This window comes from Qipengyuania pelagi (assembly GCF_009827295.1).
GTDB lineage: Bacteria > Pseudomonadota > Alphaproteobacteria > Sphingomonadales > Sphingomonadaceae > Qipengyuania > Qipengyuania pelagi.
In genome coordinates, this window is the sequence record NZ_WTYD01000002.1 from 389,418 (window position 1) to 401,930 (window position 12,513).

The window sequence follows — 12,513 nt, forward strand, 5'->3', positions numbered from 1 at the left end:
TATCGACAGGGCCGGATGGCGGGTCTAAGGGTGAACGTTATGAATTCACCGCCAAAGACCCCCCTGCTCGACACTGTCGATCTTCCCTCCGACCTTCGCCAGCTCAAGAAGGACCAGCTGCGCCAGCTGTCCGACGAATTGCGCAGTGAGATGATCGACGCGGTCAGCACCAGCGGCGGGCATCTCGGCTCGGGGCTCGGCGTGGTCGAGCTGACCGTGGCGATCCATTACGTGTTCGATACCCCGCAGGACAAGCTCGTCTGGGATGTCGGCCACCAATGCTATCCGCACAAGATCCTGACCGGGCGGCGGGACCGTATCCGCACCCTGCGTCAGGGCGGCGGGCTTTCGGGCTTCACCAAAAGGAGCGAGAGCGAATACGACCCCTTCGGCGCGGCGCATTCGAGCACCTCGATCAGCGCGGCGCTCGGCTTTGCCATGGCGAACAAGCTGCAGGACAAGCCCGGTCGCGGCATTGCGGTGATCGGAGACGGCGCGATGAGCGCCGGGATGGCCTACGAGGCGATGAACAACGCCGAACAGGCGGGCAATCGCCTGGTCGTGATCCTCAACGATAACGACATGTCGATCGCGCCGCCCGTGGGCGGCCTCTCCGCCTATCTGGCGCGCATGGTGTCGAGCAGCGAATATCTCGGCCTGCGGACGATGGCCTCGAAGATCGCCAAGAAGCTCGGCCGCCGCGTGTGGGGCGGGCTCGAAAAGGCCGAGGAATATGCGCGCGGCATGGCGACCGGCGGCACCCTGTTCGAGGAACTGGGCTTCTATTATGTCGGCCCGATCGACGGGCATAATCTCGAACACCTCATCCCGGTGCTCGAAAACGTGCGCGACAGCGAACAGGGTCCGGTCCTGATCCATGTCGTGACCACCAAGGGCAAGGGCTATGCCCCTGCCGAAAACAGCGCCGACAAATATCACGGCGTGCCGAAATTCGATGTGGTAACGGGCGAAAAGGCCAAGTCCAAGGCCGGGCCGCCCGCCTATCAGAACGTGTTCGGCGAGACGCTGGCCAAGCTCGCCGAAACCGACGATCGCATCTGCGCCATCACCGCCGCCATGCCTTCGGGCACGGGCGTGGACCTGTTCGCCAAGGCGCATCCCACCCGCGCCTTCGATGTCGGCATCGCCGAACAGCACGGCGTGACCTTCGCAGCGGGTCTCGCCGCACAGGGGATGCGCCCCTTCGCCGCGATCTATTCGACCTTCCTCCAGCGCGCCTACGACCAGGTGGTGCACGACGTGGCGATCCAGAACCTGCCCGTGCGCTTCGCGATCGACCGGGCGGGCCTCGTCGGCGCGGACGGCAGCACCCATGCCGGATCGTTCGACGTGACCTATCTGGCAACGCTGCCGAATTTTGTCGTCATGGCAGCTGCGGACGAGGCGGAGCTGGTCCACATGACCTACACCGCCGCCGAATATGACGACGGGCCGATCGCCTTCCGCTATCCGCGCGGCAACGGCGTGGGCGTGGAGATGCCCGCAACGCCGCAGAAGCTCGAAATCGGCAAGGGCCGCGTGGTGCGGGAAGGATCGAAGGTCGCGATCCTGTCCTTGGGCGCGCGGCTCGAAGAAGCGAAGAAGGCCGCCGACCAGCTGGAGGCCAAGGGGCTCAGCACCACAGTCGCCGACATGCGCTTCGCCAAGCCGCTCGACACCGATCTGATCGAGAAACTGATGCGCAGCCACGAGGTCGTTGTCACGGTCGAGGAAGGCGCCGTGGGTGGCCTCGGCGCACATGTCCTCACCTTCGCCAGCGACACCGGCCTGACGGACAATGGCCTCAAGGTGCGCACCATGCGCCTGCCGGACATGTTCCAGGATCAGGACGATCCGATGAAGCAGTATGACGAGGCGGGCCTCAATGCGCCGCAGATCGTCGATACGGTGCTGGCCGCGCTGCGCTACAATTCGGCAGGCGTGGAAGAGGCGCGGGCTTGAGCGACCTCCTGCGGATCGAGCGCGAAGGGCACGTCACCACCCTAACCCTCGACCGTCCCGATACGATGAACCCGCTCGGGGCGGCGGGCGATGGGGATGAATTCGCCGCCGCCTGCGATGCGATCAACGCCGATATGGGCGTGCGTTGCGTGATCCTTACCGGGGCGGGGCGGGCGTTCAGCGCGGGCGGTGACATCAAGGCGATGAAGGAGAAGACCGGCAATTTCGGCGGCACGGCTCCCGAGATCGCGGATGGGTATCGCAACAACATCCACAAGGTGCTGCGTGCGCTTTACGGATTGCGCGTCCCGCTGATCGCAGCGGTCAACGGGCCTGCCATCGGGCTGGGCTGCGATCTCGCCTGTCTCGCCGATATGCGCCTCGCCAGCGACAAGGCGAAGTTCGGCGTCACTTTCCTCAAGCTCGGGATCATTCCCGGCGATGGCGGGACCTGGATCCTGCCGCGCATCATCGGCGAGGCGCGGGCGGCGGAGCTGTTCTATACCGGCGACCTTATCGATGCGCCGACAGCGGTCAATTGGGGTCTCGTCAGCCGCGTCGTGGAGGCCGAGGCGCTGATGGACGAGGCGCGGGCGCTTGCAGAGAAGGTCGCTGCTATGCCGCCCCATGCCTTGCGACAGGCGAAGACCCTGATGCGGCAGGGGCGCGGAACCAGTTACGACACCGCGCTGGAAATGGCCGCGAATGCGCAGGCGCTGATGCACAGTACGGCGGACCATGCCGAGGGGGTCGATGCGTTGATCGAGAAGCGGCCGCCGCGCTTTACCGGGGCCTGACTTACCCGATCCAGCGCCAGATCCCCGCGGGGATGCCACCCGCGCCGATATGCAGCCAGGTCAAGCCGAGCCATGCGGCGATTCCGACGAGCCAGAGGATCGGGCTGACGCGCACGAGGCCGTTCCAACGCGGCCAATAGCTGGTGCGGCGCTCCCATCCGGTCCAGCTGGTGCCCATCAAAAGCTCTTTCTTCCGGTCCTGCAGACGCGCGCCGACAAGGGCGAGGATCAGGATGGCGAGCGCCACGATCACCGTCCGCCAGCTCCACCACAAGATCAGATGCGCGACGGCCCACAGGGCGAAGCCCCACATCATCGGATGGCGCGTCACCGCGAAGACACCCGCCGGATCGCGCGCCGCCGCCCTGAGCGCGCCGGGCGCGGGGAGGGCGGGATTGCCTTTCAGCGAGCCGAGAAACAGCACCAGAGCAGGTAGGGTGAGCAGCGTGGCGATCGCCCATCCGATCTCGCCGCTGCCGCCCAGATCCGCGCCGGGCGCGGCCTTGAAGGCGAGATACATCCAGATCATGCAGCCCGCCGCAACGAGGCTGTAGAGCCCCCGAAACGCCCCTTCGCCGATCGCACCGACGATAGGGGCGCGCAAGGGATGGGACAGCGCGAAATGCGTGCCGACGAAGGCGATCGAAGCGGCGGCGAGTGAGGTCAACGGGTCCATGGGCCTGTCTCCATTGGTTCCGCGACCCGCCTCCCGGTCAATCGCCGGGAATGTCGATCAGTTCGACCTTGAAGAGCAGCGTCGCGCCGCCCGGAATCGGGCCCTTCCCCTTGGGGCCGTACCCCATATCGGCGGGCACGGCGATTTCGATCGTGTCGCCCACGCCCATCAGCGGAATGGTCTCCTGCCAGGCGGGGATCAGGCGGCCGAGCGGGAAGGTGGCGGGCTCGCCGCGCTGGTAGGAACTGTCGAACACGCCGCCATCGGTGAATTTGCCTTCGTAATGAACGGTCACCGTGTCCGCGACGCTGGGATGCGCGCCGCTGCCGTCGCCCGCGATGCGGCGCCAGCGAAGGCCCCCATCGAGGAAGCGCCAGCCATCCGCCGGTTTCAGTCCCGACAGATAGGCCTGCTGTGCGTTCATCCAGGCGATGTCCTGCGACCGGTCTGGCCCGGATTCAGGCGCGCTCTGGGCGAAGGCCGCATAGCCGCCAACCGCCACGAAGGCGGCGGTGAGAGCGAGGATCGTGGAGCGCATCTCACTCACCAGTCGTAGCCCTTCGGAAGATCGCTGGTGTCGAGATCGCGATAGCGGTCCTTGAGGCGGCTCTGGTGGCTTTCGAGCGGCTGTTCGACCCCGTCGATGAAGACCCGCGTGGGCATGGAGCCGACTTCGAGCGGATCGCCGTCCCACATCACGACATCGCCCATGCCGCCGGGCGCCAGCATCCCGGCCCGACCGGACAATCCGCTGATCTGCGCGGGGACCGATGTGATGGTGGCGAAAGCCTGACCCCAGCTCAGCCCGTCCGCACCCGGCACTCGCGACAAGGCCACGAGATTGCCCGCATACTGGTTGAGATTGCGCGGGTTCTCCATCGCGGCGGCATTGATCGCCACGCGCACGCCCGCCTTGACCATGCGGCCGATATTGGACTGGGTGGAGGCCAGTTCCTCGAAATTGGTCGGCAGATCGTCCAGCCCGTCGGCGATGACCGGCACATTGGCCGCCGCGATCTCGCGGGCGACCAGCCAGCCTTCGCTTGCGCCCACCAATACCATGTCGAGGCGCGGAAAATCGCGCTTCAAAGCCAGCGTGGCGAGGATATCCGAAGCGCGTTCGACCATGACGTAGAGCTGTTGTTCGCCCCGCACCACCGGCACCAAGGCGGCGGCATCGAAGCGGGTCAGGAGCGAATCGTCGCCGCGCTCGGTCTGGTTGTCGGCGAGGCGCGGATCGATCGGCAGATCGTCACCCGTGCGCTGTTCCGCCGGACGCGAGGCCATTCCGGGGATCTGTCCGTCTTCGCCGAACTGGTTCGCTTCGCGCAAAGCGTTGCGGAACAGTGCATGGCTGCTCGCGCGGCTGCCGCCTGCAAGACGCGCCCCGCTTTCACCCAGAGTCACGACCTGGAAAGCGCGGGCCCGCGTGATCGGGTTCATGTCCGCGCCGAGATCGATGATCGATCCCTGCCCGCCGAAGATCGAGCTTGCGGGCATGGTCACGCTCGCCGCGCGGGTCACGCCCGCGGCGCGGTGGACGAGGATGTGCTGCGAATTGGGGTTGATCGCGGGCGCGGCATCGAGCGCGGCGCTGAAGGGCGAGTTGCCCGCATTGGTATCGTTCGATTCGCTGACCGCGCCGACATCCCACAGGCCGAGCGAGGTGACGGTGGCGACGAGGCCGGGGGTGACCCAGCTGCCCGCGCCGTCGATCGTCTCAACGCCAGCAGGAACGGCCACGCCGGTGCCCGCCGCGACCACCCGGCCGCCGCGCACCACGACGGTGGCGTTCTCGACCGGATCGCTGCCGTCGCCGGTCGCGACGGTGGCGTTGGTGATCGCGAAATCCTGCGCGGCGAGAGGCCCGGCAAGCGCAGCGGCGGCACTGGCGAGAAGGAGCGAGACCCTGTTCATTTCACGTCTCCTTCACCCGGCTGGCCGAGCTCGAAATCGCTCACCGGTCGGCGCTTCCTGTCCATCGCGTCGAACATCAGCGCGCCATCCACCCAGACCTTTTCGGGCCGCGAATAGACCGAGAGCGGATCGCCGTTCCACAGCACGACATCGGCCATCTTGCCCGGCTCCAGGCTACCGGTCATCTCTTCGATCCCCATCGCCTTGGCGGCGTTGTAGGTGAACCAGCCGACGACCTCCGCATCGGGAATGTCGATGCCCGCGCGCCGCCCGGCGGCCTGCGCCTTGGCGGCTTCCTGGTTGAGGCGCTGGATACCGTTGGCATCGTCCGAATGGATGACGACGCAGGCCCCCGCCTGCCGCAGGAAGGCCGCGTTTTCTAAGATGCCGTCATAGGCTTCCATCTTGAAACCGTACCAATCGGCCCAGATCGCGCTGCACACGTCGTTTTCGCGCAGCAGATCGCCGATCTTGTAGGCTTCGACCGCGTGGTGGAAGGCGGTGACCTTGTAGCCCATCTCCTTGGCCATATCCATGACGAGTGCCATCTCGTCGGCGCGGTAGCAGTGGTTGTGGATCAGGATGTCGCCGTCGAGCACGCCCTTCAGCGTCTCCTTGCCCAGATCGCGCTTCTTGCCGTCATAGGCCTTCGCATCGAGCCACATCTGGCGATTGACCGCGAAATTGCCCATGCGGGTCGAGGGCATCCGGCCCCTGCCGCCATAGACGCGCTTGGGGTTTTCGCCGCACGCCATTTTCATCCCATAGGGCGCGCCGGGAAACTTCATCCCCTGCACCGTGCGCGAGGATACGTTCTTGAGCGTGACCGAACGCCCGCCGGTGAGGTTGGCGGAGCCGGGCAGGATCTGGAGCGACGTCACGCCGCCATTGGCAAGCGCGCGGGTGAAGCCGGGGTCCTGCGGCCAGACCGAATGTTCGGCCCAGACTTCGGGCGTCATCGGGCTGGTCGCTTCGTTCCCGTCCGAATGCGCATCGACGCTGGGCGTGGGGTAGTCGCCGAGATGCGAGTGGATGTCGATCACGCCGGGAGTGACGAACTTGCCCGCCCCGTCGATGCGGTCGTATCCCGTGGTCGCGAGCGAGGCATCGCCCACGGCGACGACCTTGCCATCGCGGAAAAGGACGGTGCCGTTGTCGATCCGCTGTCCGCGCCCGTCATAGATCGTCGCGCCGACCAGCGCGGTCGGGCGGCCGGGATAGGCGCGATAGGTGGAGGCGTAGGGTGCCCGGCCATCCGCCGTCATGGACACGCTGGCTGAGGCGGTATCGCTATCGGTTCCGGTCGTGCTGCACCCGGCGAGCGCGGCGGCGGCGAGCAGCCCCAACGCGGCGAGCGGCGTCTTCAGATATCTGGCCATGAAACCCCATTCCCCTGAGCCCCTTTTTCGGGGCCTGAAACAACAGGGCCGGAGCATCGCGCCCCGGCCCCGTATCGGTCAAGTCCGTTCGTCCGTTATGCGACGAATGGCGGCGAGATGCATCAGCGGTTCTGCTCGTGCACGCCCGGCGCCTGCGGATTGGTCGACGGGTGCATACCCGCTTCCTGCGGTTCGAGACCGGCGCCCGCCTGACCTTCCAGGTCGTCGCCGACCGTGTCGTCGCGGATCGTGTCGAGATGCATCAGCTTCTTGATCAGCGGGCTGAGCACCATGACGGCCACGCCGATACCGACCGCATACCAGCCGACAGTCGAATAGACGCCGAGGACGACCTGCTTGCCCGCTTCCTCGCCAACGCCTTCCGCACCGGTCGCCGAAGCGATCAGGCCCGCGGCGAAGTTACCCGTCGCGGAAGCGAAGAACCAGGTGCCCATGATCAGCGAGGCCATGTGCGACGGGGCCAACCGGTTCATGGCCGAGAGACCGACAGGCGACAGGCACAGCTCGCCGGTAGTGTGCAGCAGGTAGATCAGGAAGATGAAGACGACGGGCGTCGGCACGTTCACGCCCACGCTTTCGGCACCCCAGACGAGCACCAAGAAGCCGAGGCCGACCTGGATGATGGCAAGGCCGAACTTGAGCGGTGTCGACGGCTCCTTCCCCTTGCGGGCGAGGGTTTGCCAGACGAACGCGAAGACCGGGGCCAGCAGCACGATGTAGATCGCGTTGACCGACTGGAACATGGAGGCGTTGACGCCCTGCGTATCGACGTGACGATCGGTGAACAGGTTGAGGCTCGACCCGGCCTGTTCGAACAGCGCCCAGAACACGATCGAGGTCAGGATGAGGAACATGGCCGCGAAGATGCGGTCGCGTTCTTCGGGATGCAGCTTGGTGACGGCCGTAAACAGCACGTACAGCACCAGGCCGCCGCCGAACGTGCCGAGGACGTAGCCGACCATTTCCTGATACTGGATCGCGGCCCAGCACAGCAGCACCATGGCGATACCCGCGCCATAGATCGCAAATTCCTTGCCGCCCTTGATCTTGGCCGGATCCTTGGGTTCGCCCTTGCCCATGAGCAGCGGCTTGCCGAGCACGAAGAAAATGAGGCCGATCAGCATCCCGAAGCCGGCGAGGCCGAAACCGTACTGCCAGCCATAGGTCTGGCCGAGATAGCCGCAGATGATCGACGCGGTCGCCGCGCCGACGTTAATCCCCATGTAGAAGATCGTATAGGCCGGGTCGCGGCGCACGTCGGTGCGGGTGTAGAGCTGGCCGACGATGACGGAGATATTGGCCTTGAGGAAGCCCGATCCCACGATGATCAGCGCCAGAGCCATCCAGAAGACGTTGATGACCGGATCGGCCTGCCCGCCATCGCCTTCGAAGGCCATGAAGAAGTGGCCCAGCGTCAGCAGGACGGCGCCGAACAGCACCGCCTTGCGCTGACCGATATAGCGATCGGCCAGATAGCCGCCGACCACGGGCGTGATATAGACCAGCGCGGTGTAGGCGCCGTAGATGATCGAGGCTTCGCTGTCGGTGAAGAGCCAGTGCTGGACGAGATAGAAGATCAGCAGCGCGCGCATCCCGTAATACGAGAAGCGCTCCCACATTTCGGCCATGAACAGCAGGAACAGGCCCTTGGGATGGCCGATCACCTCTTCCTGGGGCCGGGTGACGAGAACCACGCCGCCGATCAGGAAGGATGCCAGCGCGATGACCGCGATCCTGAAAGCCCACATTTCGAATGTGGAACCGAATGTGAAGAATAGCCCTTCGACCATGAGTATCCCGTATCCCTAATCTACCGGAGCGCGTCGCGTCGTTGCGCGGTGGCTCCTCCCCGAAGAGCTGCGCAACCTAACGGGTTCGGCGCGCATGTGAAGCCTTAGTTACAGTGGCAACAGATTTCCTGCGCAGCGAGCCAGACCGGGAAGGTGCCTGCGCTCGCAATTTGCCGTAAAATACATAAAATACGGGAACCTTGCGCGCGACGCTGTATTATGGCACTGATGCAGTTCGCGCGATCGCCATTGGAAATCTTCGATGAACACCCAGTCCAAGCCCGTCTACCTCAAGCTTCGAGACCTGATCGCCGCCGCGATCCTCGATGGGCGCTACCGCGAAGGCGCGATGCTCCCATCGGTGCGCGCGCTGGCTGCCGAACAGGGGGCCAATCCCCTGACGGTCGCGAAAGCCTATCAGCAATTCCAGCAGGATGGCCTCGTCGAAGTGCAGCGCGGCGTGGGCATGTATGTGGTCGAAGGCGCGACCGAGCGGCTGAGAGTGGCCGAGCGGCGCCATTTCATCGAAGAGGAATGGCCCGCGATCCGCGACCGGATCGATCGCCTGGGGCTCGATATGGCGGATCTGCTCTCCCCTGCGTAAAAAGGGTGCGTGAGCAGGGCCGGGAAAAGACGTGTGGTGCAGTGGCACCATCCGGTTTGCCAAGTTCACCCGCAAAGCGTATCAGCGCGGGAAACCGCCAAGGGATGCGCTTGCAAGGCACCCGCGCTGGTGGTTGACGGGTCGCAAGCTTGGATGACGTGGGCGGAGCCGGTCTGGTCCGCTGGGAGCGATAGATGATACGATCCGAATTGTTGAATGCACTTGCCAAGGACAATCCCGGCCTCAAGGCCGAAGAGGTCGAGCAGGTGGTCGATATATTCTTCGACGAAATCGGCCAGCGCCTGGCCGAAGGCGGGCGCGTCGAATTGCGTGGGTTCGGCGCCTTTTCCACGCGTGAGCGCGCAGCACGATCGGGACGCAATCCCCGCACCGGCGAGCAGGTCCAGGTCGCGGCGAAGCGCGTGCCCTATTTCCGCCCCGGCAAGGAAATGCGCCGCGTCCTCAACGACGACGAATAGGCGCGCCACCTTTCCCGAACCTGCGGCCAGCCTGATTGCAGAGCGCGCCCGCCCGCGCTAGGCGAGACGCGCCGGCGGGTGTGGCGGAATGGTAGACGCCAGGGACTTAAAATCCCTTGTCCTTTGGACGTGCGGGTTCGAGTCCCGCCACCCGCACCATGATGCTATGGGCCCTGCGATAGCGTAAATTGCGCATATCCCCCCGCGCTTACTCCATCTTAACCTAGCTTGGTTAGGTGATGGTCGTCTGATCGGCCGCATCTTGCAGGCTGGTGATTTGCGCGAAAACAGGGGCTTGCGGGACGATGGGCTATCCCGAAACGGATTTCGAAGCGGCGGGAGACCACCCGCAGACGCGCGATCAGCGGGGCGCGACGCGCTATACCTCGCTGATTCGCTCGGCGAAGCTCATTTGCGGCTCGGGCGAATTCGTGTGCGTGATTCGCGACGTGTCCGCCACCGGGATCTCGTTGCGCACCTTCCACCGCCTGCCGAGCGGCGACCGGATGGCGCTTGAACTCCCCAATGGGGAAGGGTTCGAATTGCAGAAGGTCCGCTCGGAGGGGCGCGAAGGCAGCTTCACCTTCCTGAATCCGGTTCCGGTCGAAACCCTGATCCGCGAAACGACCAATTACCCCAAACGCCAATTGCGCCTGAATATCGAAATTCCGGTCGAAGTCGCTTGCCTGACCGGGCGCGGCCAGGCGATCACGCGCAACCTCTCGCAACAGGGCGCGTGCCTCGATTGCGACATGCCGCTCGCCATCGCCCAGACCGTCAAGCTGACCGGAAGCGAGCTTCCCGAGATTCGGGCCAAGGTGCGCTGGCGCCGGGCGCCCGAATACGGCCTCGCCTTCGACACGACCTTCTCACTGGCCGATTTCGCGCGCATGGCCGCTTCGATCCAGAGCCCGGTCCTGTTGTCCGAATAAAATCAGGTCCCTCAGTTCGGGCGGCCAGATCAAGCAGGCCGAAAGTCCATCGCCACGCCGTTGATGCAGTGGCGCTTGCCGGTCGGCTTCGGGCCGTCATCGAAAATGTGACCCAGATGCCCGCCGCAATCGGCGCAATGGACTTCGGTGCGCGGATAGCCGAGCTTGAAATCGCGGCTGGTGCCGACCCCGCCGGGCAGCGCGTCCCAGAAGCTCGGCCAGCCCGTTCCGCTGTCGAATTTCGTGCGCGAGGAATAGACCGCGTTGCCGCACCCCGCGCAGGCGAACACACCCTTGCGCTTTTCCTCGTTGAGCGGGCTGGAATAGGGGCGCTCGGTCCCTTCTTGGCGCAGGACGTAGAACTCGGCCTTGGTCAGGCGCTTCTTCCATTCCGCTTCGCTGCGCGCGACGGGGAAGCTCTTGGCCTGCGCCCCGCTGCCGCAGGCGGCGAGGACGGCGGTGGCCGCGCCGGTTCCGAAAAGGCCGAACAGGCCGCGGCGATGCGTGGTGAAGGTTTTGGTCATGGAAGTTACCTTAGGCGAACGGGCCTGAACCGGGGCTTGATCGCCGAAACGCCCGCGGTGATCAGAATGTCGAGACCTGGACTTCCAGCTTGCGGAAGCCATGGACGAAATTCGCCCGCACCCGCTCGACATCGCCCACCACGTCGACGCGCAGGCGACGCTTGTGCATTTCCTCGAGCAGGATCTTCAACTGCAATTCCGCCAGCCGCGCGCCGACGCAGCGATGGATGCCGTATCCGAAGGCGATATGCCGCCGCGCATTGTCGCGGGTGAGGTCGAGCGCATCGGGATCGTCGAACACCTCCTCGTCGCGATTGGCGCTGAGATACCACAGGACCACCTTGTCGCCCTTCCTGATGGTCTGGCCGAACACCTCGGTATCCTCGGTGCAGGTGCGGCGCATATGCGCGAGCGGCGTCTGCAGGCGGAGCATTTCCTGCACCGCATTGGGGATGACCGAGGGGTCTTCCTCGAATTTCCGGCGCTGGTCGGGGTTCTTGTCGAGCTGGTAGACGAAGCCGCTCATCGAATTGCGGGTGGTGTCGTTCCCGCCCACGATCAGCAGCACCAGATTGCCCATAAATTCCTCGGGCCGCATCTGGCTCATCGCCTCGGAATGGATCATCATCGAGATGAGATCGTCGCCCGGCTCCTGGTCCTGCATCCGCTCGGCCCAGAGCGACTGGAAATAGGCGCCCATTTCGTGGAGGATTTCCCAGCGCATCATGTCGAGGTCGCGCACCGAGGCGAGCTCGGTATCGCCCGACCAGTCGGACCAGAAGGTCAGCAGGCGGCGATCCTCCCAGGGAAAGCCGAACAGGATGGCGAGCATTCCCGTCGTCAGCTCGATCGAGACCTCTTCGACCCAATCGAAGGTTTCGCCGTGGGGCAGGCGGTCGAGCACCTCGCCGGTGCGCTGGCGGATCTCGTCCTCCATCGCGGTCATCGCGCTGGGGGTGAATTTCGGCGCCACGGTGCGGCGCTGGCCGGTGTGTTCGGGGCGATCCATCGCGATGAACATCGGCAGCTCGCGCCGATCGACGCCGCTCTCGGCCAGTTCCTCCTCGCTCAGGCGGTTGAGGATGGTGATCCCGCCATATTCCCAGCTCGACGAGAACGTCTCGGGCAGCGCCTCGATATGCTGGATCGCCTTGTGGCCGACGACTGCCCAATAGGGGCCGAAGGGGCTTTCGGGGATGTAGTGCAGCGGCCCCGCCTCGCGCATTTCGCGGAAGATCGGATGCCAGGTGTTTTCGGCGTAGATGTCGCTGCGGCTGACATCCCATTTGTGCGGATGATGCGGGCGATGCTCGGGATGCTGGTCGAAATGCGATTTGAGCGCTTCGTAGGCGCTCGGTTCGCGGCGGACTTGCGGCCGCTGAATGGGGGCGGTGGCCATGGTCTCTCTCCGTCGGCGGCGACTCCCGAGCGG

General features: G+C 65.1%; 12 protein-coding genes and 1 tRNA gene. 6 read left to right on the forward strand and 7 right to left on the reverse strand.

Going from position 1 to position 12,513, the window contains the following annotated elements; all coding sequences use genetic code 11:
* Positions 1 to 39: 39 nt before the first annotated feature.
* Both dxs and GRI47_RS12730 read left to right on the forward strand, forming a co-directional pair.
* On the forward strand, positions 40 to 1,962 hold the full coding sequence (dxs, locus tag GRI47_RS12725; protein ID WP_160661730.1) for a 1-deoxy-D-xylulose-5-phosphate synthase: 1,923 nt from the start codon (positions 40 to 42) through the stop codon (positions 1,960 to 1,962).
* Positions 1,959 to 2,759: a crotonase/enoyl-CoA hydratase family protein gene (locus tag GRI47_RS12730; protein ID WP_160661731.1), complete on the forward strand. Its 801-nt coding sequence runs from the start codon at positions 1,959 to 1,961 to the stop codon at positions 2,757 to 2,759. Before dxs ends, GRI47_RS12730 begins: the two co-directional genes overlap by 4 nt.
* A gap of 1 nt (position 2,760) precedes the next feature.
* Here GRI47_RS12730 and GRI47_RS12735 read toward each other — a convergent pair whose 3' ends face one another.
* The 5 genes from GRI47_RS12735 to GRI47_RS12755 all read right to left on the reverse strand — a co-directional run bounded on the left by GRI47_RS12735 (position 2,761) and on the right by GRI47_RS12755 (position 8,542).
* Positions 2,761 to 3,435 carry an NnrU family protein gene (locus GRI47_RS12735; protein ID WP_160661732.1) on the reverse strand — a complete coding sequence of 225 codons (675 nt, stop codon included), beginning with the start codon at positions 3,433 to 3,435 and terminating at the stop codon, positions 2,761 to 2,763.
* Between the two features lie 37 nt (positions 3,436 to 3,472).
* Complete coding sequence (locus GRI47_RS12740; protein WP_160661885.1) at positions 3,473 to 3,973, reverse strand: FKBP-type peptidyl-prolyl cis-trans isomerase; 501 nt, start codon at positions 3,971 to 3,973, stop codon at positions 3,473 to 3,475.
* Positions 3,974 to 3,978: 5 nt separating this feature from the next.
* Positions 3,979 to 5,352 carry an amidohydrolase family protein gene (locus GRI47_RS12745; protein ID WP_160661733.1) on the reverse strand — a complete coding sequence of 458 codons (1,374 nt, stop codon included), beginning with the start codon at positions 5,350 to 5,352 and terminating at the stop codon, positions 3,979 to 3,981.
* Positions 5,349 to 6,617, reverse strand: coding sequence for an amidohydrolase (locus GRI47_RS12750; RefSeq protein ID WP_160661886.1), 1,269 nt, complete (start codon positions 6,615 to 6,617; stop codon positions 5,349 to 5,351). The genes GRI47_RS12745 and GRI47_RS12750 overlap by 4 nt, the downstream gene beginning before the upstream one ends.
* Positions 6,618 to 6,853: 236 nt before the next feature.
* The gene (locus tag GRI47_RS12755; protein ID WP_160661734.1) at positions 6,854 to 8,542 is read right to left on the reverse strand and encodes a peptide MFS transporter; all 1,689 of its coding nucleotides are present in this window, start codon (positions 8,540 to 8,542) and stop codon (positions 6,854 to 6,856) included.
* 262 nt (positions 8,543 to 8,804) lie between these two features.
* On the opposite strand from GRI47_RS12755, the gene GRI47_RS12760 reads away from it, so the two are divergent.
* The 4 genes from GRI47_RS12760 to GRI47_RS12775 all read left to right on the forward strand — a co-directional run bounded on the left by GRI47_RS12760 (position 8,805) and on the right by GRI47_RS12775 (position 10,557).
* Positions 8,805 to 9,146 carry a GntR family transcriptional regulator gene (locus GRI47_RS12760; RefSeq protein ID WP_160661735.1) on the forward strand — a complete coding sequence of 114 codons (342 nt, stop codon included), beginning with the start codon at positions 8,805 to 8,807 and terminating at the stop codon, positions 9,144 to 9,146.
* Positions 9,147 to 9,340: 194 nt separating this feature from the next.
* Complete coding sequence (locus tag GRI47_RS12765) at positions 9,341 to 9,625, forward strand: integration host factor subunit beta (RefSeq protein ID WP_160661736.1); 285 nt, start codon at positions 9,341 to 9,343, stop codon at positions 9,623 to 9,625.
* Positions 9,626 to 9,699: 74 nt separating this feature from the next.
* Positions 9,700 to 9,784 (forward strand) — tRNA-Leu (locus tag GRI47_RS12770).
* Positions 9,785 to 9,930: 146 nt separating this feature from the next.
* Positions 9,931 to 10,557 (forward strand): PilZ domain-containing protein, encoded by a 627-nt coding sequence (locus tag GRI47_RS12775; protein WP_160661737.1) that lies wholly within the window; start codon positions 9,931 to 9,933, stop codon positions 10,555 to 10,557.
* Positions 10,558 to 10,586: 29 nt separating this feature from the next.
* Here the strand turns inward: GRI47_RS12775 and msrB are convergent, their stop codons facing one another.
* Positions 10,587 to 11,081, reverse strand: a complete 495-nt coding sequence (gene msrB, locus GRI47_RS12780; RefSeq protein WP_160661738.1) for a peptide-methionine (R)-S-oxide reductase MsrB — start codon at positions 11,079 to 11,081, stop codon at positions 10,587 to 10,589.
* A 61-nt stretch (positions 11,082 to 11,142) separates the two neighbouring features.
* A complete protein-coding gene (locus GRI47_RS12785) occupies positions 11,143 to 12,480 on the reverse strand; it encodes a cytochrome P450 (protein WP_160661739.1) in 1,338 nt (445 codons plus the stop codon).
* Positions 12,481 to 12,513 lie beyond the last annotated feature (33 nt).

Bases quoted from the DNA above. Each gene is read 5' to 3' on its own strand.
- GRI47_RS12785 (WP_160661739.1), bottom strand. From the start codon at position 12,480: ATGGCCACCGCCCCCATTCAGCGGCCGCAAGTCCGCCGCGAACCGAGC.
- GRI47_RS12740 (WP_160661885.1), bottom strand. From the start codon at position 3,973: ATGCGCTCCACGATCCTCGCTCTCACCGCCGCCTTCGTGGCGGTTGGC.
- GRI47_RS12735 (WP_160661732.1), bottom strand. From the start codon at position 3,435: ATGGACCCGTTGACCTCACTCGCCGCCGCTTCGATCGCCTTCGTCGGC.
- GRI47_RS12745 (WP_160661733.1), bottom strand. From the start codon at position 5,352: ATGAACAGGGTCTCGCTCCTTCTCGCCAGTGCCGCCGCTGCGCTTGCC.
- dxs (WP_160661730.1), top strand. From the start codon at position 40: ATGAATTCACCGCCAAAGACCCCCCTGCTCGACACTGTCGATCTTCCC.
- GRI47_RS12765 (WP_160661736.1), top strand. From the start codon at position 9,341: ATGATACGATCCGAATTGTTGAATGCACTTGCCAAGGACAATCCCGGC.
- GRI47_RS12755 (WP_160661734.1), bottom strand. From the start codon at position 8,542: ATGGTCGAAGGGCTATTCTTCACATTCGGTTCCACATTCGAAATGTGG.
- GRI47_RS12775 (WP_160661737.1), top strand. From the start codon at position 9,931: ATGGGCTATCCCGAAACGGATTTCGAAGCGGCGGGAGACCACCCGCAG.
- GRI47_RS12750 (WP_160661886.1), bottom strand. From the start codon at position 6,617: ATGACGGCGGATGGCCGGGCACCCTACGCCTCCACCTATCGCGCCTAT.
- msrB (WP_160661738.1), bottom strand. From the start codon at position 11,081: ATGACCAAAACCTTCACCACGCATCGCCGCGGCCTGTTCGGCCTTTTC.
- GRI47_RS12760 (WP_160661735.1), top strand. From the start codon at position 8,805: ATGAACACCCAGTCCAAGCCCGTCTACCTCAAGCTTCGAGACCTGATC.